22 protein-coding genes are annotated in these 22,865 nt (G+C 67.7%); 6 read left to right on the top strand and 16 right to left on the bottom strand.

Going from position 1 to position 22,865, the window contains the following annotated elements; genetic code table 11:
- Positions 1 to 158: 158 nt before the first annotated feature.
- Both DIE21_RS09145 and DIE21_RS09140 read right to left on the bottom strand, forming a co-directional pair.
- The gene (locus DIE21_RS09145) at positions 159 to 377 is read right to left on the bottom strand and encodes a hypothetical protein (RefSeq protein ID WP_124497386.1); all 219 of its coding nucleotides are present in this window, start codon (positions 375 to 377) and stop codon (positions 159 to 161) included.
- 89 nt (positions 378 to 466) lie between these two features.
- Positions 467 to 1,129, bottom strand: a complete 663-nt coding sequence (locus tag DIE21_RS09140; protein ID WP_124497385.1) for a DUF3313 domain-containing protein — start codon at positions 1,127 to 1,129, stop codon at positions 467 to 469.
- 234 nt (positions 1,130 to 1,363) lie between these two features.
- Between DIE21_RS09140 and DIE21_RS09135 the strand changes: the two genes are divergently transcribed.
- On the top strand, positions 1,364 to 1,945 hold the full coding sequence (locus tag DIE21_RS09135) for a TetR/AcrR family transcriptional regulator (RefSeq protein WP_124497384.1): 582 nt from the start codon (positions 1,364 to 1,366) through the stop codon (positions 1,943 to 1,945).
- A 104-nt stretch (positions 1,946 to 2,049) separates the two neighbouring features.
- On the opposite strand, the gene DIE21_RS09130 is transcribed toward DIE21_RS09135, so the two are convergent.
- The 4 genes from DIE21_RS09130 to DIE21_RS09115 all read right to left on the bottom strand — a co-directional run bounded on the left by DIE21_RS09130 (position 2,050) and on the right by DIE21_RS09115 (position 6,047).
- Complete coding sequence (locus DIE21_RS09130) at positions 2,050 to 3,489, bottom strand: MFS transporter (protein WP_124497383.1); 1,440 nt, start codon at positions 3,487 to 3,489, stop codon at positions 2,050 to 2,052.
- Positions 3,490 to 3,649: 160 nt separating this feature from the next.
- Positions 3,650 to 4,801: a CaiB/BaiF CoA-transferase family protein gene (locus DIE21_RS09125; protein WP_124497382.1), complete on the bottom strand. Its 1,152-nt coding sequence runs from the start codon at positions 4,799 to 4,801 to the stop codon at positions 3,650 to 3,652.
- A 7-nt stretch (positions 4,802 to 4,808) separates the two neighbouring features.
- Positions 4,809 to 5,750, bottom strand: a complete 942-nt coding sequence (locus DIE21_RS09120) for a hydroxymethylglutaryl-CoA lyase (protein WP_124497381.1) — start codon at positions 5,748 to 5,750, stop codon at positions 4,809 to 4,811.
- A 96-nt stretch (positions 5,751 to 5,846) separates the two neighbouring features.
- Complete coding sequence (locus tag DIE21_RS09115) at positions 5,847 to 6,047, bottom strand: hypothetical protein (protein WP_124497380.1); 201 nt, start codon at positions 6,045 to 6,047, stop codon at positions 5,847 to 5,849.
- A 15-nt stretch (positions 6,048 to 6,062) separates the two neighbouring features.
- On the opposite strand from DIE21_RS09115, the gene DIE21_RS09110 reads away from it, so the two are divergent.
- Positions 6,063 to 6,980 carry a LysR family transcriptional regulator gene (locus tag DIE21_RS09110; protein WP_124497379.1) on the top strand — a complete coding sequence of 306 codons (918 nt, stop codon included), beginning with the start codon at positions 6,063 to 6,065 and terminating at the stop codon, positions 6,978 to 6,980.
- Positions 6,981 to 6,984: 4 nt separating this feature from the next.
- Here the strand turns inward: DIE21_RS09110 and DIE21_RS09105 are convergent, their stop codons facing one another.
- Both DIE21_RS09105 and DIE21_RS09100 read right to left on the bottom strand, forming a co-directional pair.
- Positions 6,985 to 7,458 carry an RES family NAD+ phosphorylase gene (locus DIE21_RS09105; RefSeq protein ID WP_124497378.1) on the bottom strand — a complete coding sequence of 158 codons (474 nt, stop codon included), beginning with the start codon at positions 7,456 to 7,458 and terminating at the stop codon, positions 6,985 to 6,987.
- Positions 7,455 to 7,883, bottom strand: coding sequence for an antitoxin Xre/MbcA/ParS toxin-binding domain-containing protein (locus DIE21_RS09100; RefSeq protein ID WP_124497377.1), 429 nt, complete (start codon positions 7,881 to 7,883; stop codon positions 7,455 to 7,457). Before DIE21_RS09100 ends, DIE21_RS09105 begins: the two co-directional genes overlap by 4 nt.
- Before the next feature lie 312 nt (positions 7,884 to 8,195).
- Between DIE21_RS09100 and DIE21_RS09095 the strand changes: the two genes are divergently transcribed.
- On the top strand, positions 8,196 to 9,275 hold the full coding sequence (locus tag DIE21_RS09095) for a PHB depolymerase family esterase (RefSeq protein WP_124497376.1): 1,080 nt from the start codon (positions 8,196 to 8,198) through the stop codon (positions 9,273 to 9,275).
- A 17-nt stretch (positions 9,276 to 9,292) separates the two neighbouring features.
- Here DIE21_RS09095 and DIE21_RS09090 read toward each other — a convergent pair whose 3' ends face one another.
- Positions 9,293 to 11,065, bottom strand: coding sequence for a histidine kinase (locus DIE21_RS09090; RefSeq protein ID WP_124497375.1), 1,773 nt, complete (start codon positions 11,063 to 11,065; stop codon positions 9,293 to 9,295).
- A gap of 79 nt (positions 11,066 to 11,144) precedes the next feature.
- Complete coding sequence (locus DIE21_RS09085; RefSeq protein WP_124497374.1) at positions 11,145 to 12,554, bottom strand: HD domain-containing phosphohydrolase; 1,410 nt, start codon at positions 12,552 to 12,554, stop codon at positions 11,145 to 11,147.
- 225 nt (positions 12,555 to 12,779) lie between these two features.
- On the opposite strand from DIE21_RS09085, the gene DIE21_RS09080 reads away from it, so the two are divergent.
- Both DIE21_RS09080 and DIE21_RS09075 read left to right on the top strand, forming a co-directional pair.
- A complete protein-coding gene (locus DIE21_RS09080) occupies positions 12,780 to 13,073 on the top strand; it encodes an antibiotic biosynthesis monooxygenase (RefSeq protein WP_006753336.1) in 294 nt (97 codons plus the stop codon).
- Positions 13,074 to 13,333: 260 nt separating this feature from the next.
- The gene (locus tag DIE21_RS09075) at positions 13,334 to 14,068 is read left to right on the top strand and encodes an ABC transporter substrate-binding protein (RefSeq protein ID WP_124497373.1); all 735 of its coding nucleotides are present in this window, start codon (positions 13,334 to 13,336) and stop codon (positions 14,066 to 14,068) included.
- Between the two features lie 78 nt (positions 14,069 to 14,146).
- On the opposite strand, the gene DIE21_RS09070 is transcribed toward DIE21_RS09075, so the two are convergent.
- A complete protein-coding gene (locus DIE21_RS09070) occupies positions 14,147 to 15,172 on the bottom strand; it encodes an AraC family transcriptional regulator (protein ID WP_124497372.1) in 1,026 nt (341 codons plus the stop codon).
- Positions 15,173 to 15,263: 91 nt separating this feature from the next.
- Here DIE21_RS09070 and DIE21_RS09065 point away from each other — a divergent pair, with 91 nt between their 5' ends.
- Positions 15,264 to 16,100, top strand: a complete 837-nt coding sequence (locus tag DIE21_RS09065) for an alpha/beta hydrolase (protein ID WP_124497371.1) — start codon at positions 15,264 to 15,266, stop codon at positions 16,098 to 16,100.
- Positions 16,101 to 16,241: 141 nt separating this feature from the next.
- On the opposite strand, the gene DIE21_RS37140 is transcribed toward DIE21_RS09065, so the two are convergent.
- The 5 genes from DIE21_RS37140 to DIE21_RS09040 form a co-directional block, all read right to left on the bottom strand.
- Positions 16,242 to 17,912 (bottom strand): hypothetical protein, encoded by a 1,671-nt coding sequence (locus DIE21_RS37140; protein WP_185642746.1) that lies wholly within the window; start codon positions 17,910 to 17,912, stop codon positions 16,242 to 16,244.
- A 138-nt stretch (positions 17,913 to 18,050) separates the two neighbouring features.
- The gene (locus tag DIE21_RS09055) at positions 18,051 to 19,046 is read right to left on the bottom strand and encodes a hypothetical protein (RefSeq protein WP_124497370.1); all 996 of its coding nucleotides are present in this window, start codon (positions 19,044 to 19,046) and stop codon (positions 18,051 to 18,053) included.
- A gap of 3 nt (positions 19,047 to 19,049) precedes the next feature.
- Positions 19,050 to 20,351 carry a hypothetical protein gene (locus DIE21_RS09050; protein ID WP_124497369.1) on the bottom strand — a complete coding sequence of 434 codons (1,302 nt, stop codon included), beginning with the start codon at positions 20,349 to 20,351 and terminating at the stop codon, positions 19,050 to 19,052.
- A gap of 3 nt (positions 20,352 to 20,354) precedes the next feature.
- Positions 20,355 to 21,734: a hypothetical protein gene (locus DIE21_RS09045; protein ID WP_260432362.1), complete on the bottom strand. Its 1,380-nt coding sequence runs from the start codon at positions 21,732 to 21,734 to the stop codon at positions 20,355 to 20,357.
- A 33-nt stretch (positions 21,735 to 21,767) separates the two neighbouring features.
- Complete coding sequence (locus DIE21_RS09040) at positions 21,768 to 22,820, bottom strand: hypothetical protein (protein ID WP_124497368.1); 1,053 nt, start codon at positions 22,818 to 22,820, stop codon at positions 21,768 to 21,770.
- Positions 22,821 to 22,865 lie beyond the last annotated feature (45 nt).

Genomic DNA, 22,865 nt, shown 5'->3' with positions numbered 1-22,865 from the left:
GCCCGCACGAGGTAGGTGCTTCGCCGGCAACCCCCGCATCCCTTCGGGAAACGACGCGTGCTTTCTGCCAATGCTCGGTGCTGCGCGACAGTTAAGCAATCAATGTGACTCCAGCGGGTTCACTGCGTCGCCCGCAGTCGACGCAGTCCCGCGCGCGATCATCGAGACAGGTCCTGGATGTCGGTCTGGAAGCCCAGCACGACTGTCAGATAGAACAGCGACGCAAAGACACCGGCCATCGTCCCGAAAATGTCCCGTGCAAGCGCGCCGCGGATCAACTGAGCAGGAATCCCGATCGCCATGTAAGCGACCAGGAACACGATCGAAACCATGAGTGGTGGCGGTGTATCAAGAATGAGAGAGGCGATTTCGCGCATATTCCCGGCTCCTCGTCAATTTCGGTTGGCTCATTCCGGATGTCCCGACATCGACCCGCCGCTTCGCAGCGGGCGTGACATCGCTGCCGTCAGCGGAGTTGGGCAACGAGCGCATCCGCGCCCTTGTCGATACCGGTCCGGGCGGCACTCAGCGAACCGAATGCAGCCGGCAGATTCATGGCGTTCGGATATTGCTTCGTCACATAGGCGGTCAGCAGTTGACCGCTCGTGCTGTCGTAGACTTCGACGGCGTATGAAATCGAGCCGCTGAACGCCCCCTTGCCGCCCCGAATCGCCTGCACGCCGTTGTAGAGATTGCCGGCGATATCGAAGTGCATCGCTTGTCCGACAACCGCCGTGGTCTTTTCCGCGCCGGTGAGCGTGAGCCGGACGCGCAGTGTCGCAGGGGATGGCTTCGACGCGGCCTGGAAGCGCTTCGTGAGTTTGTCGGCGAACACCTTCCCCATGTAATCGGCAAGCGCGGTCTTGTCGTCGGTCTTCAAGTCGCCGAACTGATTGTCCTGACCGGCATACACGACGACCGGATCCACGATCACCTGCCGGTATTGCGACCAGTCCACGCGCGCCGCATATCGGTACGGCACCTTTTCAGCGTCACCGCCGCGGTTCTGTGTCAACTGTGGCGCGGAGGCAATACCCGAATAGGCAACGGGCTGCACACCGGCGCATGCGGCCAGCGTCAGCACCGTGACGCCGGAAAAAATGAAAGAGCCAAATTTGGATGTGAGCATGTCGGATTCCGTGGAAGGCGCTCGGCCGGCACCAGAGGTGAAATTGCCAATAGATTGACGCGAGGCAAGCGTAGCACCGCCTCCCTCATGTGTAAACCGTCTACCCGGTTTGTTTTATGACAGACCATCACCAAGGTACAATGCCGGGCTTGCGGCCGAGCGCATCATCTTGATGCCCGCCTCGCCCTGCCGCCCCATCACCGCGCGCAAGCGCGACGCCATCACGACGACTCAATGGACAACCAGACCCGCTCGGAAATTTCCCGCAAGAAGGCCATCGATGCAGCACTCGGCATCCTCACGCGCGATGGCGTCGGTGGCTTGACGTTTGACGCGCTCTCGCGTGAAAGCGGCATCAGCAAGGGCGGCTTGCTGCATCAGTTTCGTACCAAGCAGGGCGTGCTCCAGGCGCTGCTCGAATTCCAGCAGCAGCAATTCGAACAGTACGGACGCGATTACCTCGTGAAGGAAGGTGCGTCAAAGGCGGAGCCGACCCTCGCGGCCCAGATCGCGATTTTTCGGGAAGCGATCAATCAACCGAACTCGGTCGCACGCGCGGTACTGGCGGCAATCATCGAAAGCCCGGAACTGCTCGCGGGCCGGGACAATGCCGATGCCGACAAGCTGAAGACCATGGACAAGGAGTCGGATGATTTCGAGCTCTCGCTGCTGCGTTACTTCGCGGCAAGCGGCATAGCGTTCAACGTGCTGCTCGGTTTGACGCCACTATCCGGCGCCATGCGGAATCGACTGTTCGCCCGCCTGCTGGACGAGGAAAGCTGGCCAGCCGGGACGGTCAAACCGAAACGGAAGTGATCGGTTGATCCGTCGCCACCCACGCGCCCTGGCAAATGCGACGGCAACCCGGCGATCCTGCGCACCGGCCTGCGTGCGCACGTCGTCGCTCCTTCAACAGAGCGTCAACGGTTCAGTTCCTCGAGGCGCACGCCGTTGGTCTTCGGCCCGAAGAACCCGATCGATACCGCGACCGCCAGCATGCACGCCGTGATGCCGGCAAACACCCCGGGCAACCCGAAATCCCGGAGCAGGAACGCGATCGAAAAGCCCGACATCATCGCGCCGACCCGGCTGGCCGAGTACACGATGCCGTTGGCCCGGCACCGCACGGCCGTCGGAAACAGTTCCGCCTGGTATGCGTGGTAGCAGACCGAGATGATCTGGCCGGCGAAGCTGATCGACACGCCGAGCAGGATGAGCGGCACCACCGCCTTGACCTGCGCGAACGCCGTCCCGCACACGATCACGACCAGCGCGCCGCCGACGATCAGGTATTTGCGCTGGATCCGGTCGGCGACGGCCATCGCGAGCAGCGGCCCGACCGGCAACGCGAACGCGATGATGAACGAATAGAGCAGGCTTTTCGTGACCGTGATGCCCTGGCTGATCAACAGCGTCGGCACCCAGTTCGCAAAACCGTAATAGCCGATCGCCTGGCAGAAGTTGAAGACGATCAGCATCACGAGGCGCGATCGATACGGCGGCTGCCACAGCTCCGCGAGCGATGCGCGTCGATGGCGCGGCTGTTCGACGACCGGCGCCGGCGGCGGCAGCCGCTGCCCCGACTGACGTTCGACGATCGCCTCGATGTTGCGCACGATCGCGTCGCTCCTGTCGACCCGCCCATGCATCGCGAGCCACCGCGGACTCTCCGGCACACCGCGCCGGATGAACCACACCAGCAGCGCACCGAGCGCGCCCGCGAGCACCACGACGCGCCATCCGTCGAACCCGAACACCGTGGTCGGCACGAGCCAGTACGACAGGATCGCGGCGACCGGCGCGGCCGCGAACATCACGCTCTGGTTGAACGCCATCGCGCGGCCGCGCATCTGCTGCGGGACGAGTTCCGTCACGTAGCTGTCGATCGTGATGATCTCGACCCCGACGCCGATCCCCGTGATGAAGCGCCACAGGATCATGCCTTCGGCGGTCGTCTGGAATGCCATGATCACCGAACCGATCGAATACCAGAGCAGCGACACCGTGAACACCGCGCGCCGGCCGTAGCGATCGGGCATCCAGCCGAGCCCGAACGTCCCGACGAACAGGCCGGCAAACGTCGCGGCGATGAAGCCGGCGATCCCGGTGAAGCCGAAAAACGCGTGCGTGGTCGTTTGCAGCACCCCGCTCTTCGCCATGCCCGGCGCGATATAGCCGGTGAAGATCAGGTCGTAGACTTCGAAAAAGCCGCCCAGCGAAATCAGCAGCACCAGCATCCATAGATGGCGGGTGATCGGCAGACGATCCATGCGCGCGGCGATCGCCGCGCCCGGCATGACGTCGACATCGATGAAGGGCGAATCGTGCGGACGGGAATCCGCGGTGACTGTGGGTTGCATGAATGTCTCCTGGATACGGCGAATGTCGACGGCCTTGTTGTTGGATCGTGGTCCGTCTGCCGGTGTTTCGAGCCGCGCACGTCATGCACGGCGCGCGGTTCTCAACGGGTTTGTGCTGCAACACCTCGGCGGATCGGATCGCTGCCGATGCGCTCGAGGGTCATGCGGCCGCGCGGCCGGTCAGCCGCGAAAGAATCTCGTGCGTGTGCTCGCCGACGCGGGCCAGCGCCTGGCGGACGCCCGGCCGGCGGCCGCCCATGGTCAGCGGCAGCAGCACGACGTCGGTCGTCGTGCCGTCGTCGGCCTCCATCGGCACGAGGCCGCCGCTGGCCTTGAGATGCGGATCGTCGAGCAATTGCTCCGGCCGCACGATCGGTGCGTACGGAATGCCCGCGGCTTCGAGCTTCGGCGTCAGTTCGTCGACACGGTGGTCCTTCAGGATGTCGCCGAGGACGTCGAGCAACGCCGGCCGGACCGCCACCCGCAGCGCGTTGCTGGCAAACCGCGGCTCGGCGGGCAGATCCGGCCGGCCGAGCACGTCGCACAGCGTGACGAACTGCTTGTCGCTGACGGCGCCGATGAACAGCTGCTCGTCGTCGGCAAGCGTGAACACGTCATAGACGCTCCATGCGGACACGCGCGCGGGCATCGGCGGCGGCGCTTCGTGCGTCATTGCATACTGCTGCATGTGCTGTGCGCAGAGGAACACGCAGTTCTCGAAGAGCGCGCTTTGCACTTCCTGGCCGCGTCCGGTGACATCCCGTTCGCGCAGCGCCGCGAGCACCCCGATCGCACCGAACATGCCGCCCATGATGTCGTTGACCGACGTTCCCGCGCGCAACGGCCGGCCCACCGGCCCCGTCATGTACGACAACCCGCCCATCATCTGCACGACTTCGTCGAGCGCGAGACGCTTGTCGTACGGTCCGGGCAGGAAGCCCTTGTGCGACACATAGACGAGCCGCGGGAACACCTTCGACAGCGTGTCGTAGTCCAGGCCCAGCTTCGTCATCAGGCCCGGTCGGAAATTCTCGAGCATCACGTCGCAGGTGCCGATCAGTTCGATCGCGGCGTCCTTGCCTTCCGGCGTGCCGATGTCCAGGACGACGCTCTTCTTGTTGCGGTTGAAGGTCCGGAAGAAGCCGATGCCGAGGCCCGGCAGCGTGCGGGTCTTGTCGCCGCCGGGCGGTTCGATCTTGATGACCTCCGCGCCGAGATCCGCGAGGATCATCCCGCACGTCGGCCCCATGACCATGTGCGTGAACTCGATCACGCGCACGCCGTCGAGCGGGAGTCTTGCGTTGGTTTCCATGCTGTCCTCAGGCATTGAGCGCGGTCGACGCGCGATATGTATTCGGCAGGCCGGCCCGCCACAGCGCGCCGTGCAGCGATTCGCCGTCGAGCCAGCGCGCGACTTTCGCACGCAGCGCCAGCAGCGCCGTCAGGTCGATGCCCGTATCGATGCCCATCTCGGCGAGCATGAACGCCAGGTCTTCGCTCGACGCATTGCCGCTTGCGCCCGGCGCGTGCGGACATCCGCCGATGCCGGCGAGCGTCGCGTCGAAACGTGCGACGCCGGTTTCGAGCGCGGCATGAACGTTGGCGAGCGCGAGGCCGCGCGTGTCGTGAAAATGTCCGCAAAAGAAGCGATCGCCGGCGATGCGACGCGCACGCTCGAACAACTCGCGCACGGCCGCCGGCCCCGCATAGCCGACCGTATCGGCGAGGCTGACGCGATCCGCGCCCGCATCGAGCAACGCCTGCATGCAGCGCAGGACCTCGTCCGGTTCGACGCGCCCCTGGATCGTGCAGCCGAATGCCGTGCCGATGCCGCCTTCGATCAGCGTCCTCGACCCGGCGGCATCGCGCTCGGCGCGGATGCGCGCAACCTCGGCGACGACTTCGTCGGGTGTCTTGCGCAGGTTCGCGAGGCAGTGTTCGCGACTCGCGGACAACGGCACGAGCAGCAGGTCGGCCCCGGTGTCGATGGCGCGCTGTGCGCCTTTCAGGTTCGGCACCAGAACGGATACGGCGAGGCCCGGCAGCGTCTTGGCGTACGCGACGAGTTCCGCGGTGTCCGCCAGTTGCGGCAGGAGTCGCGCCGGCACGAAGGAGCCGACTTCGATCTCGCGCTGGCCGGCTGCGTATGCGCCGGCGATCCATTCGATCTTGCGCTCGGTCGGCACAATGGTCTGGATGCTTTGCAGGCCGTCGCGCAATCCGACCTCGCGAATCACGACGTGTGTGGGAAATGAAGGCATGGCGTTGCTGTCTCCGCAATCTGTGGCCGGTCATTGCGTGCCGGCGATAGCCCTACTTTAGAGATTCCCGAAAAAACGTAAAGCATCGGTTTGGAATCAAAAGCGTTCCGAAACGGAATTCCATAAATCGGACGGCCGCCCTGCCGTGACGGCATTGGCCATCGTCATGAAGGCATTTCGAAAGCCACACGCGCGAACCGACGCGATGACGTTGGCGTGGTAATTTCGGACATTCCCGGAGAACCCGGAAATCGACGGAATCGAGCCGAAAACTTCCGGTCCGGAACGTTTCGACATGCGGAGACTGCACTGATGCGCGACATCGACCTCAAGACACTGCGGCTGTTCGTGGCCGTGTGCGATCACGGCAATATCGCGCGTGCCGCGAAAGAAGCGCACATCGAGCCTTCCGCGATCAGCAAGCGCATTGCGCAGCTCGAAAGCGATCTCGGCGTGCCGGCGCTGACGCGGTCACGGCGCGGCGTCGCGCCCACGCCGGCGGGCATCGCGCTGCTCGAGCATGCGCGCAGCATGCTGTTTACGATGGACCGGATCGCGGCCGACGTCACCGCGATCGGCGACGGGCTGCAGGGTCGCGTGAGCGTCTGCGCGTCGGCATCGGCGATCGCGGAAGTGTTGCTGGACGACATCGCGTCGTTCATGCGCGATCCCGCCAACCGGAACATCAAGGTCGACGTCGAGGAGCGGCTGTCGCGCGATCTTGTCCGGCAGGTGCGCGAAGGGGCTTCCGCGGTCGGCGTGTGCTGGGACAACGTCGACTTGCAAGGGCTGCAGGAGCGGTCCTATCGCCACGACCAGCTGGCGCTCGCCGTGCATCCCGAGCATCCGCTCGCCGGCCGTCAGTCGGTCGGCTTCGACGACACGCTTGAATTCGAGCACGTCGGATTGCCGCCGGCCACGGCCGTTCATACGATGCTCAAGCGCGCAGCCGCCGACCGGGGCCGGACCGTGTCGTATCGCGTGATCGTGTCGAGTTTCGACGCGGCGTTTCGCGTCGTGGCCGCCGGCCTGGGGATCAGCGTCATTCCCGTCGAAGTCGCGGCGGCCTACCGGCAGTCGCTCGGCGTGCGGATGATCCCGCTCACCGATGCATGGGCGAAGCGTCGCTTCATCGTATGTTTCCAGCGCTTCGACACGCTGCAGCCCGCCGCACAGCGGATGGTCGAACATCTCGCGAACCGCGCGGCACGGGATCACACCGGTCAGTAACGGATCACGACCGCCCGGCAGGCGGCATTCCAAAGAGTCGCTCGTCCCACACTACCGGTTTCGGGTCCGCCACGACAATGCGCGCGGCGTCCGGATGCGCCGGATTGACCAGTACATTGAATTCCGCGCGCGCGACGACCGACGGAACGACGAGTATCGCGGTGCGCGACTCCGTGAGCCAGGCGTCGCCGAACTGCCGTGCCGGATGCAGTGCCGCCGTGTCCCACCCTGCCGGCAGCGTGTCTGCCGAGTGGCGTTCGACCGGAAGGTCGTCGGGAACGGTCGCTTCGACCCATCCGTGTGTTTTGGGTACCTTGCCGATGCGGGCATGCACGAGCACTTCGAGCATTGCGCCCGCGAAGGTCAGCGCCGCATGGATGACCGGCCGGCCCGGGCTGTTGAAACGACCACCGACCGGCATTGCGCCGGTGCCGCTCCAGATCGTGTGTCGCGTGTCGGCGATGCGAAACAACTTCATGCCGGCAGCCCATAGAACAGTTTCCAGAGCAGTTCTTCGACGCGGCGCGCGCCGAGTTCGGTCAGTGCGACATCCAGCGGCGGACGCCCCTCGAGCTCGGGGTGAGGCATCGCCAGAAACGCCCGCGCATCCTCTTCATCGCTCCAGACGTAGGTGGTCGTCGCGACGATCCGTGCCAGGCGCTCGGTCTTTTCGGATTCATCTTGTGTCAGACGGTCGCGGCGGCGTTTGTAGGTCGCCTCGGGAATGATGCGCGCGAGCAGTGCCCGCCGCGCGTCGGCGCCCTGCGTCGCGTGCTCGACCCCCGCGCGCAACGCTGACTTCGGAAGGCCGTCGCGCACGCGCGCCTCAAGCTCCGCGAGCGTATGCGGGACCGGCCGAAGCTCCATGACCGCAGCCACGGCTTCAGGGGTGACGAGCGACATGGCGACTCCCGATTGAGTATCAACTGATACCACATCATAGACCAAATGATACCGAACGTCACGAAACCATCGCACTTGAGGCGAGCGGTGCCTGCTAGCATGGCGCGTGGCCTGTCCGAATCGCGACGACGGCTGTAAAGATGTCGCGTGCCACGGTGTTGTGCGGCCGGCCGCCTCCGTGCCGGTCATGCCGGCGCGCTTCGACGCGGACGCTTGCCGCAGCACGCATCGTGCTCTGCCCGCATTCGACTCCCATCCGACGACCGGCTGCGCCGCATGCTGTCGCGCGAACCGCCGGCACGAGATTCGTCCATGCCCAGGAAAAAAACCAGCCTCTGGCTACGGCCTTTCGATCTGCTTTCCGCCGCGGCGAGCCCGCGGCCGAACAGGAAAGCAACCCAACCGCCGGCGTCGGCCAAGCGCCCCGCCAGCACCCGGACCCCGCGTCGCACGGCGCCGGCGCCCGCCGCGCGTGCAACGCCGCGCCACGTGCCCGGCACATGGTTTCGCTCGTTTCATGCCGCGCGCCCGGCCCCCGGCCGCCTCGTCAATCATCTTGCCTACGCGCTGTACCTGCCCGCCGCACCGGCGACGACCCGGGACATGCCCGTCGTCGTCATGCTGCACGGTTGCAAGCAGACGGCCGAGTCGTTCGCCGCGGGCACGCGCATGTGCCGCGTCGCGGAGCGTGCCGGGTTTGCCGTGCTGTTTCCCGAACAGGCGAACACCGCCCACGCGCATCGCTGCTGGAACTGGCATGGCGATGCGTCTCAGTCGGAGGCCCCCGCAATCGCGTCGCTGGTCGACGCGATCGTGCGGGAACGCGGGTTCGATCGCGACCGGATCTATCTGGCCGGCATGTCGGCCGGTGCGGGGCTGGCCGCGCGGCTGGCGCTCGGGTATCCCGACCTGTTCACGGCCGTCGGCCTGCATTCCGGTCCGGCCATCGCGCCGCCGCTGTCGACCATGGCCGCGATGAGCGTGATGCGCCGCGGCCTGCACGACGACCCGATCCGCGTCGTCGATGCATGCGTCGACGTTCATGCGTATCCGGGCATGCCCGCGCTCGTCGTGCATGGCGGGCTCGATACGGTCGTCGCCGAGCAAAACGCGCGACAGCTCGGCGTCGCGTTCGCGCGGCTCAATCGGCTCGTGAACGAACAGGGTGAACTGCGCGTCGGCGAGCAGCATGCCTACACGCATGACGATACGGATTACACGGATTATCTGCGCGGCGGCCGGCTGATCGTCCGGGTCTGCATCGTTCGCCGCCTGGCGCACGCATGGAGCGGCGGCGATCCGCGTGAAGCGTTCCACGCCGCGACCGGGCCGGACGCAACGGCGATGTTCTGGCATTTCTTTCGAAGGCGGCGGCGCAAGCGAGTGCGGTGACGCGTCCCGCGTCGCACTCACGCACGTTGCTCGACCGACGCCACCTCGCCCACTCTCCCGCCTGCACGCCGGATCGGCACTCGAATGCGGAAGGTCGTGCCGCGCCCCGGCGCACTCGTCACGTCGATTGCGCCGCGATGCCGTTCGATGATGCCGTGCGACACCGACAAGCCGAGCCCGGTTCCCTGCCCGACCGGCTTCGTCGTGAAGAACGGATCGAAGATTCGCCGCACGATGTCGGGCGTCATGCCGGTGCCGGTGTCGCTGATCGCGATCGACACCTGTTCGCCGTCGCTCGAGGTGCGGATCGTGATCACGCCGCGCTCGGGAATCGCGTGCGCGGCGTTGACGAGCAGGTTCATGAATACCTGGTTCAACTGCGACGGGATACATTCGACGTGCGGCACGTCGCCGTACGCGCGCACGATGTCGGCCTTGTACTTGAGTTCGTTATGGACGACGTTGAGCGTGCTTTCGAGACCCGAGTGGATGTCGACCACGCTCCACTCGCCGCTGCCCGGCCGCGAGAAATCGCGCAGATCCTGCACGATGCGCCGCACCCGCACCGCGCCATCGATCGATTCGTCGATCAGCGTCACGATCTCGTCGCGCACGTAGTCCAGATCGGCGGTGCGCCCCATCGCAGTCAGCGCGTCGCGCGCCGCCGGGTCCAGCTGCGGCAGCGCGGCCTCGTGCGCGGCGATCACGTCGAGCAGGCTGCGCACCCACGTCTTCAACGTGTTGAGGTTCGCGCTGATGAAGCCGACCGGGTTGTTGATCTCGTGCGCGACGCCCGCCGCGAGCTGGCCGATCGAGGCGAGCTTTTCCGATTGCAACAGCTGCACGTGGGTGTCCTCGAGCGCCCGCAGCAGGCGCCGCTGTTCGTCCTTCTCCTGCTCGAGCCGGATCTGCGCCGCCCGGCGCTCGTCGATCTCGGTCGCCATGTTCTCGCGTGTGCGCTGCAGCATCGCCGTCGTCTGCTCATAGCGCCGCAATGCCGTTTCGAGTTCCGCGGTCCGCAATCGCACCAGTCGCTCGAGCGTGTCCGTCATGCCGCGCAGAAAGGTTGTGCGTGCATCGAAACGGCAGACCAGCAGCGTGACGATCAGCGTCGCCGTCGTGAACAGCGCGATCGTCGTCGCGAGCCACGGCGCATCGATGCCGTTCGCGGCGCCGCAGCGCGCATCCGGCGCGAAGTGCGCGGCCGCCATCGCCGTGTAGTGCATGCCCGTGATGGCGATACCCATGATCAGCGCCGCGCCGATGCGTTGCCTGGTCGCATGGCGCGCCTGTCGCGCGCGCAGCGCCTGGGCCATCCAGAGCGCGGCCGTCGATGCGATCACCGCGACGGCGATCGATGCCGCGAACAGCACGGGATCGTAGCGAATGCCGGGCGCCATGCGCATCGCGGCCATGCCCGTGTAATGCATCCCGACGATCCCGGCGCCCATCAGCACACCGCCCACAAGCAGGCGACGGCGGCTCAACCGGGCGCGCGTGACGACATTCAGCGCGAAATACGACACGAGCACGGCAATCGCCAGCGACGCGCCGGTATCCGCAAGCGCATAGCCGAGCGGGATCGGCAGCGACAGCGCCAGCATCCCGACGAAATGCATCGACCAGATTCCGGTGCCCATCGCGGCCGCGCCGCCGCCCAGCCACGCACGCTTGAGCTTCGGGTCGTCGAGCAGCGAAATGAACGCGGCCAGGTCGAGCGCCGTATAGGAGGCCAGCGTCGCGATGACGAGCGACAGCAGGACAAGCAGCAGGTTGTAGGTGCCATGCATGATCGAGCGCCCCGGTCGAGATGAACGCGTTGCCGCGGCGTACGGTCGATCGCACGCCGCGGCCGTGCGGTACGCGGCGTCAGGCCGGTGGCGCGGCAGCGTCCGGCGCCTGCGTCGACGCGGCGGCACCGGTCAGCACCAGGATGTCGAACGGTGTCCCCTCGCGTGCCTCGAAGCGGCGCACCAGCTCGATCTGGTGCGCCGACATCACGCTGCCCTTCGTCATCAGCAGCACCCCGCGATGCGTGCGCAGGTCGTCGGCGAGCCGCATGCCCTCGCGCAGCTGCGCGGACTGGATCTCCGCGACGGACGCCGCGATGCCGAGGCTCGCCGGATCCCGCATCAGCTCGATGAAGCGCGCGACGAGCTGCGGATCGTAGCGCACGCCGGCCTGCGAGTGCAGCACGTCGATCGCCTGCTCGACAGAATGCGGCGAACCGATCTCGCCGTTGCGCAGCCCTTCGAAGTCGCGCGCGATCGCGACGATCCGCGAGCCGAGCGGGATCGCGTCACCGGTCAGCCCCTCCGGGGTGCCGCGCCCGTTGAAGCGCTCGTACTGGTGCAGCACGATCGATGCGACCTTGTGCAATTGCGCGACCGGCGTGAGCACCATCTGCGCACGCAGCGGGTGCTGCTGGAACAGGCTGTGTTCGTCCGTCGTCATCTTGACGAGCGGCTTGTGCAACAGTTCGTCGGGCAGCGACAGCTTGCCGATGCCATGCAGCAGACCGGCGAAATAGACATCCTGCGCGTGCAGGCTGCTCATCCCGGCCGACAGCGCGAGACGCCGTGCGATCTCGCCGACGCGCATCGCATGACCGCTCGCACTCCCGCAGCGCAGCTCGATCATGCTCGCGCACACCTGGACCATCGCGGTGAAGCTGCTCTTCAGGTCGTGCTGTGCCGCTTCGAGGAACATCACGGTCTGCGCGAGTTCCTCGGTGCGCGCACGCACCTGTGTTTCCAGTTCCGTGTTGAAACGGCGCAGCGCTTCGTTCTGCGCTTCGGTCAATGCGGCGAGCCGCGCGGCTTCACCGCGCAAGCGCCGCTGCTCGAGCGCCTGCTCGATGGTCATCAGCAGGTCGTGGTCGTCCCAAGGCTTGTTCAGATAGCGATACACACCGCCTTCGTTGACGGCCTCCACGATCGATGCGATGTCGGAATAGCCGGTCAGCAGGATACGCATCGTGTCCGGGTACAGCGAGCGGGCGCGTGCGAGAAACGCCGCGCCGCTCATGTTCGGCATGCGCATGTCGGACACGATCAGGTCGACTTCGGTCGACGCCAGGATCTCGAGTGCCGCTTCCCCGCTTTCGGCTGTCAGGATCGCGTAGCGCGCGGGCCGCAACACGCGCTTGAGCGCGGAAAGTACGCTCGGTTCATCGTCGACCAGCAGGATCGACGGGGTCGCTGCGGCGTGGTCGGATGCGGCGTCGACGATCGTTTCGGGTGGTGCAATGTTCGTTCCGTTCATCGCGGATATCGTCATGACTGGCCTCGGATTGTTTGTCTTCACCACCTCTGTGACATCGGCATGTGGCGCGCATTCCATATTGGGAAAAACGCTGACAAGGACGACGTATCCGCCGGCATCATGGGCGCTGCTCACGCGCACCGCCGCGCCGACTTCCGGTATCGTTGCCGCATGCGCCGCCACGGCACACGCCGTCGCGGCGCGATCCCGATCGCATCAACCAACCCGTATGGAGCCTTCATGATTCTGGAAATGGCATCGCTCGAAATCGATCCGTCGCAGGCCGAGCCATTCGAAGCGGCGGTTCGCCAGGCACTCCCGCTGTTCGCCCGCGCGCGCGGCTGCGGCGGCGCCGAGCTGCACCGCGTGATCGAGCGCAGCGGCGGCTACCTGCTCGTCGTCAAGTGGGACACCGTGGACGATCACATGGTCCATTTCCGGCAATCGGACGACTTCCAGGCGTGGCGGCAGCTGGCGGGCCCGTTCTTCAAGAGCCCGCCGCAAGTCGTGCATACGGAAGTCGCGGTCAAGTAATCGCCGCAGTCAAGGCCGGTCGGGCAGACGCCCGACCGTGCCACCTGCGCTCCGTGGAAAGCCGGCTTTGCGAGCGCCGCTCCGGTCGCCCCTCTGCACGCTCGACCTGAAGCCGGGTGACGCTCCGAGCCGACGCGCTGCACGGTGCCCGTGCAAAATCGGCGCCTGCTGCACACGCTCGACGCGCTGTCGCGCATCAGCGCCATCCTGACCCCCTGAGCGCCCGCCATGCCGGCGCATCCGATCATCAAGAGTCCGCCATGACCATCGACCCTTCCATCCTCTCCGCGTTCACCCCGACCGGCAAGCTGCGCGCGTCGATCAATCTCGGCAACCCGATCCTCGCGAACCGCGACCCGGCCACCGGCGAGCCGTTCGGCGTATCGATCGACCTCGCGCGCGCGTTCGCCGAGCGGCTGTCGGCCGAGCTGGAACTCGTCGTGTTCGATGCGGCCGGCAAGTCGGTGCAGGCGCTCACCGAAGAGCGCGCCGATTTCGGCTTCTTCGCGGTCGATCCGCTGCGCGGCGAAACGGTCGCGTTCACCGAACCGTACGTGCTGATCGAAGGCTTCTATCTCGTGCGCGACGATTCGCCGATCCGCGGCAATGCGGACGTCGACCAGCCGCACAACCGCGTGGCGGTCGGCAAGGGCAGCGCGTACGACCTGTTCCTCACGCGCGAACTGAAGGCCGCGCAGATCGTGCGCGCGCCGACGTCGCCGGCCGTCGTGCCGACCTTCGTCGAACAGCAGCTCGAAGTCGCGGCCGGCGTGAAGCAGCAGCTCGAAGCCGATGCGGCGAAGACGCCGGGCCTGCGCCTGCTCGACGAGCGCTTCATGGTGATCCGCCAGGCGATGGGCGTGCCGAAGAGCCGCGGCGAAGCGGCCGCCGCGTTGCTCGGCCAGTTCGTCGAAGAGATGAAGGCGTCGGGCTTCGTCGCGGATGCGCTGCGGCGCCATGGCATCACGGGCGCGTCGGTTGCGCCGCTGGCGTGATCGGACATCGGCTGACGCAACAACGGCGCCGGTGTCTCGCTCGACCTCGGCGCCGCACACCGCAAGCATCGCGCGGGCCTACTCGCTATTGGCGCGCCGCCACTGCATCGGCGACATCTCGTAGCGTCCGCGAAACGCGCGGCTGAACGCCGCTTCGGACGTATAGCCGACGCGGTTCGCGATATCCGCTACCGGTGCGCGGCTGTAGCGCAACAGCTCGGCCGCCCGATCCAGACGCCAGGTCGTCAGATAGCTCAACGGCGCCTGCCCCACGACACGCTGGAATCGATCCGCGAACGCCGAGCGGGACAGGTTCGACAGCTCGGCAAGGTCGTTGACGGTCCAGGCGCGGCCGGGATCCGCGTGAATGGCGGACATCGCCGGATTGATCCGGCTGTCGATCGCACCGGACAACCAGCCGTGACCCGTCGCCCCCTCCGTCGCCCAGGTGCGCAGCAACTGGACGAAGATGACGTCCAGCAAGCGCGAAATCATCGCGGCGGCGCCCGCGCGCGGGCTCAATGCCTCGTCGAGTATGAAATGGCAGCTCAGTTCCAGCCACTCGAACGGCCGTTCCCGCAAACCCTTCAGCACCAGCACCGGCGGCAGCACGGACAGCAGGCGCTGCGACAGCACGCCGTCGAAGCCGAAATCGCCGCACAGCCACGTGGTGTCGCCGCTCCCTATCGTCAGGCGTTCACGGTCGTAATACTGTGGCGCGAGATCCGTGACGAGACGGGCGGAACGGCCCGGCCGGTCAGCGATGACATGGCCGTGGCCATGCATCAGCATGACCAGGTCGCCTTGCGATGCGTGATAGCGCTCGTCGAGCCCCTCCACCTCGATCGTCACGCTGCCGCTCCGGATGATGTGCAGACGGTACTTCCCGGCGGGAAAGCGCAACCCGAAAGGCGCCGACGCCGCGCACGTGAACACGGTATTGCCACGGATGCGGATCAGTTCCAGCACGTCGGAAAAGGCGTCGCGCCTGAACGCGAACGGATCTGCGTCATCGTCCAGCCGGGTCGGCGTTTCAGCAAAGAATTCCGGTTTTTCAGCCATGTCGCGTATTCGAATGGTCTTTATCATGGACACATCATTCACGCCGGGCGGTGCCGATGTCAAAGAGATTCGACGGGGCGCCCGGCACTCGCGGGCGTGACGGGCGTCATCCAGCGACCACAGGAGCAGGCATATGAATCCGGAAACGCGTACCGACACGGTTGTATTGATTCACGGCCTGTGGATGACGCCGCTGTCGTGGGAGCATTGGGTCGCCCGCTACGCGCAGCGCGGCATGCGGGTCATCACGCCGGGCTATCCGGGCATCGAGCCGGGCACGGCCGGCGTCGCGGCACTGCGCCGCGATCCGTCGCCGCTCGTGAACCTCGGCGCGCGCGAGATCTTCGAGCACCTGGCCGCGACGATCGCGGCACTCGACACGAAGCCGATCATCATGGGGCATTCGTTCGGCGGCGCGTTCGTGCAGCTCCTGCTCGACGCGGGCTTCGGCACGGCCGGCGTATCGATCGACGGGGCAGCGGTGAAGGGCGTGTGGGCACTGCCGTTCAGCGAGATCAAGGCGACCTTCCCGGTCCTGCGCAATCCGGCCAACCTGCACCGCGCCGTGCCCATCACCGAAACGGAATTCCACTACGCGTTCACCAACAACCTGAGCCTCGCGGAATCGAAGCCGGTCTATGACCGCTACGCGGTCCCGGTGTCGGGGCGCATCCTGTTTCAGGGCGGATTCGCGAACGTCACGCCGAATGCCGCGACCACCTACAACTTCGCGAACGACAATCGCGCACCGCTGCTCTTCATCGCCGGCGGCAACGACCATATCCTGCCGCCGGCCGTCCAGCGCGAGAACTACGAGAAGAACGCGAAGCGCTCGCGGGCGATTTCGGCATACAGGCTGTTCCCCGGCCGCAGTCATTACACCTGCGGCGAGCCAGGCTGGGAGGCGGTCGCCGACTTCGCGCTCGACTGGGCGCGGGCGCCGGTGGCGGGCGATCTCGGTCACGGTTGAGCGGCGCGGGGGCGCGCGTCGCGCAGTCGAGTCGTACAGGCTCTGCTCCGACGCCAGCCCCGGATGGATGCGCGAAGCCGCCGTGCACTGCGCGGTTGCGATGTCCCGGCCCGCAAACCGGCCGCCGGGGCACGCACGCGTTCATGACGCCGCGCGGTGTCCCGCTGTCGTTGCGCCGGCTGGCGGTCGAGGTGCGGCCGTCGCGGAATGCGCGGGCGACGGGGACGCCGCGGCGCCCGGCCCGGACGGCGGCTGCGACGCGGGCGAGGCTCCGGCTCCAGGTGCGGCTCCGGCTCCGGCTCCAGCTCCGGCTCCAGCTCCGGCTCCAGCTCCAGCTCCAGCTCCGGCTCCGGCTCCGGCTCCAGCTCCAGCTCCAGCTCCAGTTCCAGTTCCAGTTCCAGTTCCAGTTCCAGTTCCAGTTCCAGTTCCAGTTCCAGCTCCAGTTCCAGTTCCAGCTCCGGGTGCGTGTGCGGGTGCGGCTCCGGGTGTAGATGCCGGATTCGGCGACGACGACGCGGGTTGGCTGGCGGCGTGTGCGCCCCCTGCCGAGCCCGGCGCAGCGGAACCCGAAGCCGCGGGACCAACGGCCGGCGGCGCGCGCAGCGCGCCGTCCAGCGAGCTCCGGCGAGCGGTCATGTCGGCCTGTTCGGCGCCGCGCTGGGCGGCGCGATCGGCGGACAGGCGCGCCGCTTCGGCATCCGGATTGATCGTGTTGACGCGGATGCGTTCGATGTCGCCCACGCCCGCGAGCCGGTTCAACGGTACGTAGTCCGTACGAAATACCAGTTCGACGCCGCTGCTCAGGTTGACGTCGGCGTGCGAACTCTCGGTCGTCTGGGTCCGGTCGGTCGACACGTAGCCGATCGTGCTCTGCACATTCGCTTCCGCGCCCCAGGGCCCGAAGCGGGCGCCCCCGCTCACCCCCACCGTGTTGCGCGTGTCGAATTGCGAGCCACGGTCGTTGGCGGCGGCGCTGCTCGCGTCGATATGGAAATTCATCGCGGCGTTGAGGCGCCCGCTCTCGATGACGATGCGCTGCAAACCCATCTGCACCATCGTCGCGAGCAGCTGCTGGCGGTTGCGGGCCAGCACCTGTTGCGCGAGCGGCACCAGCCGCTCGGGATCGGAGGCCGGCACCGCCTCGCCCGGCCCCACCCCCAGCGCACTGCGCAGCGCCGCTTCGGCCGGCGGGGTCGCGCCCGGGCGCAATGCCAGCCGGGTCGCGGCATCGCGCTCGGCCTGCAGTTCCTGCTGGCGCTGGCGGCGCTCGTCCGGCGGCAGGCCCGCCAGTTCGTCTGCGTCGTCCGCGGCCTCGTCGTCGCCGGTGACCTGGTAGGCGGTCGGGAAATGCTCGGCCAGCCACTGCCGCGCACCGGCGATGCCGACGTTGCTGTCCGCGAAGCCTTCGGTGGTCTGCGCGACATTGCGGATCAGGTCGACGAACGCGGTCAGTTGCTGCTGATTCGAATCGTTCATGGCCTTGAAGACACCCGTGATCAGCTCGGTCACGAAGCGCGGGAACGACACCGCGTCGAGCACCGCCCGGGTGGTGCCGGCCATCCGGTCGATGGCGGTGCCCGAATACTCCGAGCCCGCGTTCTGCGCGACCGCCAGCGCCGTGCCGGGACGCGCCGCGCGTTCGTCGTGGTCGAGCGCGAGCGAGCCGATCCGCACCAGTCCGGACGCGAGATCGCGGCGCGTGGCCGGATCTAGCGCGCCGAAGCCCTGCTGCGCGGACAGCAGTTCGCGGACACGGTGACGAACGTCGGGCCGCGGCACCGGCGAACGCGCAAGGTGCGCGGTTGCCATCATGTCAGCGGCTCCGCCGCGCGACGCGCTTCCCGCGAGGCGTGACACGTGACGCGCTGCCGGGGTGGCGACGGCGCATCCGCCGTCGCCACCCGGGTTGTGCCGCCCGTATCGCGACGGCCTGAGCGACACGGTTTCATTTCAGTGCCCCAGTGCCGCCCAGGCGCTCTCCGGCGCTGCCGGCCGCGAAGCCGGCGGCCCGGTGCGGCCGGCATCCGCAACGGAAGCTGCCGGGTCGTCGGGTTTCTCGCCGAGGCTGAGCGTTGCCTCGATCCAGTCGGCGGCGGAGGCGATCACCGGGTTGTCGGTGGTGATCAGCGGCGACGCGCCGCCCAGCGCATCCGCGACGTCCGCCAGCCACGCGATCACGGTCATCCCGGCTTTGCCGCGCCGGACATAGGCGGCCGGCTGGCGCGGCGGCTGCCGCGAGAGCCGGCCGATGGCGGCGACCACGCCCCAGATGTCGCGCGCGGCGAAGCCTTGACGCAGGTCGGCATGGCCGAGGATCGCGAACGCGTCCCTGAGCATGCCGACGATCTCGCCGGCCATGAACGCGGTCACGCCGGTACACGCGGCGCCGAGGTTCTGCGCGAGCGCGCGCGCGCCGTTGCGGACCCGCGCCTGCTGCCCGAGCGCCCCGCGCGGGTCGGCGCCGGGCGTCTCGTCGAGCTTGTAGAGCGCCTCGCACAGCACGAGCATGCATTCCTCGAATTGGACGTTGCGCTCGGCATCCGCCGCCGCCGGGCCGTACGCGGTGCCGAACAACCGCGAATAGAACGCCGCGCGCTCGCCGGCCGCCAGCTTCTCGGCGCGGTGGCGCCACCAGTTGGCGACCAGCGGCTGCGCGCCGCCAAGATCGACGCCGACGGCGCCGCTCGCCGACAGGCCGGCGAGCGCCTCGACCGCGGGGATCACGCCCGCGGGCTCGAGATCGGCCGCCAGATAGAGCGACGCGAGCGCCCGCAGCTGCGCCTTGTCGATGCGCGCGGCAACGGCGTCGGGGATCGCGATGTCGCCGAGCTCGTCGAGCGCGAAGGCCAGGCCGTGCGCGGTCGCGCGCTCGACGAGCCGCTCCCCCGACCGGATCGCGGCCGCGAGCCCGGCATCCGCCGGCGGGGCGATGAGCGCGCGCGCCATGATTCAGTGCTGCCCGGCAGGCAAGCCCGCGGCGGGCGCCGGCTTGTTGGGGTTGTACGGCGTCGAGTTGCCCTGGATCACCGACATCATCTCGGGCGTCGCCATCTTGTCGAGCGGCAGGTAGTCGCTCTTGAAGTTGACGCGGACCTCGCCCGACAGCTTCGCTTTCACCTCCGCCTTGGACTCGCTGGTGTCGTCGAGTGCCGACCCGACGGTGGCCACGTGTTCCTGCTGCCCCTCGAACGAGGCGTCGGCCGAATACGGCGTGTACCAGCTGCCGTAATGCGCGTTGAGCGATTCCTTGTACTTCTGGCTCTCGCGGTCATGCATCGACGCGGTGTAGGTGCGTTTCGCGGTGTCGCTGGCGCGCATGTCGAACACCACCTTGGCGTTGATCGAGCCGTCGGTGACGACGATGCGATTGATGCCGAGCATGACCATCGACGACAGCAGCTGCTGGCGCTGCTTCGCCATCTGCAGGCGCGCCGCGGTGACGAGGCGCAGCTCGGACTTGTCGTCGGACAGGTCGGTCACGGGCGGATCGAGGTTGTAGTTCCGGCTGATCTCGGCAAGCCGCTGCTGCGCGTTGTCGCCCTGCGCCACCAGCCGCGTCGGGGCCGCGGCGGCGGCCGCGCCGGCGCTGTCCGCGTCGAACGCGTCGGCGCCGTCCTGCGCCTGCACCGACAGCACGTCCGGGAACGAATCGGCGAGATAGTCGCGGCCGGCCCCCTCGCTGATGTTGTCGCTCATGAACTGGGCGGTGGTCTTGGCGACATTGGCGATCAGCTCGCCATACGCGCGCATCTGCTCGATCGAGCTTTCGACGATCGCCTGGAACACGTTCTTGATCAGGCCTCCTACGAATTTCGGGAAATCGACCTTCTGCACCATCTGGCCGAACTGTTCGACGCCCTGCTTCACCGCGCCGGCCTGGAAGTCCTTGCCGGCGAAGCCGGGATCCTGCGAAAGCTGCCGCTTGGTCGCGGTGACGGGATCGTCGGCCAGCGCCGCGGCGGCCGGCGCCGGACGCGGCTGCGCGATCGGGCGCGCGAGCCCGGTGGGCGGCAGTTCGCCGTTCGCCTCGCGCTCGGCGATCTCGGCATGCACGCCGTTGGGATCGGCCAGGTAGGCGAGCACCCGCACCGTATCGGCGGCGATGCGGCGGCGCTCGTCGTCGGGCAGGTCGAGGAACGACGGAATCGCGGTCAGCAGGCGGCGCACCTCGGGCCGCGTCGCGTCGAACGCGGCGGCGCTCGTGGGTGGCCGCACCGGGTGAAGCGCGTCGGGGGGAGCGGGCAGGCGCATGGCTCAGTTTCCCTTGGCCGGCGCCGGCGCGGCGGCCGGAGCCGAGGCCGAAGCCGGGGCCGCGGCGGGTGCGGCGGCGGCCGGCGGCGTTTTCGGACTGGGCAGCACGTTGGGATCGGCGGGCGTCGCGTTGCCGGTGATGGTGGCGATCATCTGCGGGGTCGCCATCTTGTCGAGCGGCAGGTAGTCGCTCTTGAAATTGACGTCGACCGCGCCGGACAGCTGGATCTTGGTCTGCATCGCCGCGTTGCTGGTTTCGGACGCGGCGGTCGACGCGGTGATGATCGGCTTGTTCTCGTACTCGTAGTCGCCCTTCGCGTAGTAGTCGGCGCTGTACTGGCGGCCGTTGTCCTTGTCGTTGCTGGAGTCGTACTTGCCGCCGCGATCGTAGGTGCCCTTGCCGGCGTAGGTCGTCTGCACGTTGCCGTCCTTGTCGCGGGCGAGGTCGACCGCGGTGGCGCTGCGCTGCTTGGACAGCGTGTCCTGCGCGCGCACGTCGTAGATGATCTTCGCGGAGATCTTGCCGTCGGTGACGACGATGCGGTTGATGCCCATCAGCACGATCGAGGCCAGCATCTGCTGGCGCTGCTTGGCGAGCTGCATCTTGAAGCGGTTGACGATGGCCAGTTCGGAGGCCTCGTCCGACAGGTCGAAGGTGTCGCCGTCGCCCATCTGCAGGCGCGCGCGCACGGTCTTCGACGCTTCGTCCGGATCGACTCCGTCGCGCACCTGCACGCGCGGGCTCGGCGCATCGCCGCTGTCGTCCATGCCGATCTCGAACAGGTCGGGAAACTGGCCGACCATGTGATCGCGCGCCTGGTTCTCCGTCACATGTTCGTCGGCGAACTGGCCGAGCGATTTCGCGACCTGCGCGATCATTTCCTGATACGCCTTCATCTGCTCGATCGAGCTGTGCGTGATCGACTGGAACACGCCGCTGATCAGGCTGGCCACGAAGGTCGGAAACTTGACCTGGTTCAGCAGCTCGCCCGCGACCGCGGCGCCCTCGTGCGCGGCCGCCGCGGTGAACTTGGACTTGCCGATGCTGTCGACGGCCTGGTTGTGCGTGTTGAAATCCGCCTCGTGCGCCGCATGATCGGTGTCGTCCAGCGCGCGCGCCGGCGCGGTGCCGAGGCCGCCCGGAATCTCGTGGCCGGCGAACCCCTCGGGCCGCGCCAGGTAATCGGCGATCAACGCGGTATTGCGGGCGATGTCGCGGCGATCGGCGTCGGGCATCGCGTTGAAGGCCTGCGACCGGGTCAGCATCCGCGCGACGCCGTGGCGCACTTCGTCGGCCGGCACCGGCGGCGTAGGACGCGGAGCGGCCGCGGCGGCGCGCGGCGGCGGCGCGATCGGCGTGGAACGGGCAGCTTGCGGGAACATGGCGACCTCGCGGGAAACGCGTGACGAAGCGGTTCAGTTGGCCTGGGCGGGCACGTCCGCAGGCAGTTCGAACTCGATGGGACGCAGGTAAAGACTCACCCGCGCCGGGCAGGCCGCGTCCGTGCGCAGGCTGATGATCGAGAAGCGGCCCGGCCAATGCGCGTCCTCCGGCGTGAACGCGCCCATCCATCGCTCGAGCGCCTGCAGCCCGCGCGGACGCTCGGCGAGCCCCATCGTCAGCAGGCTGAGGAACGCCGGCGGCACGTCGGGGATCGCCGACAGCAGCACGTAGAGCTCGACATCCGGCCCGTCCGGCCCGAGCCCGAACGCGAGCAGCGCACCGTGCGGCGGCAGGTCGAACCGCCCGCCGAGCACCAGCCCCAGGAGCTGCATGATGCCGGGCAGGCGATGGCCGATGCCGAGCGCATCCATCACCGGCTGCAGATCGGCGAGCCGCAGCGCCTGGGTGCACGCGAACGTGAGCCGCTGGCCGCCGAGATCGCGCTGGGCGGCCATCGTGGTGAACAACGGCTTGAGCCCGGGCACCATCCGCAGCGCGGCCTGGACGATGCCGGCCAGGTCGCGCGGCAGGTTCTCGATCGTGCCGGCGTCGCCGGGCAGCTCGTAATAGACCTTCGACGCGTAGAGCCCGTCGCGGTCGTAGCTGGAGCCGAAGAACGCGCCGTAGTCGAGGTGGCCGCCCGGCCGCGCGAAGCCCCGGAACGGCTCGCTCGCCTGGTCGAACCAGTGCAGCGCGTCGCGGCCGATGAAGTCGCGGATCAGCTTGCGCATTTCGCGCGTCGACTCGTCGCGCCGGTCGATCGCGGACGCCTCCGGCGGCAACGGCTCGATCGTGAAGCGCAGCTTGCCCGGCTGGCTTTCCGAGAAGCTGGGTTCGAACGGCACCGCCATCGGCATCAGCGCGTTGTCGCGAAACCGCAGATCGTCGGTGCCGTCGCCGAACGTGCGCAGGAACAGGTCGCGCGACGGCGCGAAGGGATCGGCGGTGCCGAGGCTTCTCGCGGCGCTTTTCAGGCGGCGTTCGACCCGGGCGACGACCGGCTCGCGGGATGAGGTCAGGGGCATGGCTCGGCTCCGGCAGGGTTCGGGAATGGCGCAGCGCACGCAACG

It is taken from the genome of Burkholderia sp. Bp9140, from assembly GCF_003853425.1.
Classification (GTDB): Bacteria; Pseudomonadota; Gammaproteobacteria; order Burkholderiales; family Burkholderiaceae; genus Burkholderia.
The sequence above is the reverse complement of the archived record's forward strand: the minus strand, read 5'-3'. Positions and strand labels throughout refer to the sequence as shown.

Coding starts and splice junctions, on each gene's coding strand:
- DIE21_RS09145 (WP_124497386.1), bottom strand. CDS start 377: ATGCGCGAAATCGCCTCTCTCATTCTTGATACACCGCCACCACTCATG.
- DIE21_RS09140 (WP_124497385.1), bottom strand. CDS start 1,129: ATGCTCACATCCAAATTTGGCTCTTTCATTTTTTCCGGCGTCACGGTG.
- DIE21_RS09135 (WP_124497384.1), top strand. CDS start 1,364: ATGGACAACCAGACCCGCTCGGAAATTTCCCGCAAGAAGGCCATCGAT.
- DIE21_RS09130 (WP_124497383.1), bottom strand. CDS start 3,489: ATGCAACCCACAGTCACCGCGGATTCCCGTCCGCACGATTCGCCCTTC.
- DIE21_RS09125 (WP_124497382.1), bottom strand. CDS start 4,801: ATGGAAACCAACGCAAGACTCCCGCTCGACGGCGTGCGCGTGATCGAG.
- DIE21_RS09120 (WP_124497381.1), bottom strand. CDS start 5,750: ATGCCTTCATTTCCCACACACGTCGTGATTCGCGAGGTCGGATTGCGC.
- DIE21_RS09115 (WP_124497380.1), bottom strand. CDS start 6,047: ATGTCGAAACGTTCCGGACCGGAAGTTTTCGGCTCGATTCCGTCGATT.
- DIE21_RS09110 (WP_124497379.1), top strand. CDS start 6,063: ATGCGCGACATCGACCTCAAGACACTGCGGCTGTTCGTGGCCGTGTGC.
- DIE21_RS09105 (WP_124497378.1), bottom strand. CDS start 7,458: ATGAAGTTGTTTCGCATCGCCGACACGCGACACACGATCTGGAGCGGC.
- DIE21_RS09100 (WP_124497377.1), bottom strand. CDS start 7,883: ATGTCGCTCGTCACCCCTGAAGCCGTGGCTGCGGTCATGGAGCTTCGG.
- DIE21_RS09095 (WP_124497376.1), top strand. CDS start 8,196: ATGCCCAGGAAAAAAACCAGCCTCTGGCTACGGCCTTTCGATCTGCTT.
- DIE21_RS09090 (WP_124497375.1), bottom strand. CDS start 11,065: ATGCATGGCACCTACAACCTGCTGCTTGTCCTGCTGTCGCTCGTCATC.
- DIE21_RS09085 (WP_124497374.1), bottom strand. CDS start 12,554: ATGACGATATCCGCGATGAACGGAACGAACATTGCACCACCCGAAACG.
- DIE21_RS09080 (WP_006753336.1), top strand. CDS start 12,780: ATGATTCTGGAAATGGCATCGCTCGAAATCGATCCGTCGCAGGCCGAG.
- DIE21_RS09075 (WP_124497373.1), top strand. CDS start 13,334: ATGACCATCGACCCTTCCATCCTCTCCGCGTTCACCCCGACCGGCAAG.
- DIE21_RS09065 (WP_124497371.1), top strand. CDS start 15,264: ATGAATCCGGAAACGCGTACCGACACGGTTGTATTGATTCACGGCCTG.
- DIE21_RS37140 (WP_185642746.1), bottom strand. CDS start 17,912: ATGATGGCAACCGCGCACCTTGCGCGTTCGCCGGTGCCGCGGCCCGAC.
- DIE21_RS09055 (WP_124497370.1), bottom strand. CDS start 19,046: ATGGCGCGCGCGCTCATCGCCCCGCCGGCGGATGCCGGGCTCGCGGCC.
- DIE21_RS09050 (WP_124497369.1), bottom strand. CDS start 20,351: ATGCGCCTGCCCGCTCCCCCCGACGCGCTTCACCCGGTGCGGCCACCC.
- DIE21_RS09045 (WP_260432362.1), bottom strand. CDS start 21,734: ATGTTCCCGCAAGCTGCCCGTTCCACGCCGATCGCGCCGCCGCCGCGC.
- DIE21_RS09040 (WP_124497368.1), bottom strand. CDS start 22,820: ATGCCCCTGACCTCATCCCGCGAGCCGGTCGTCGCCCGGGTCGAACGC.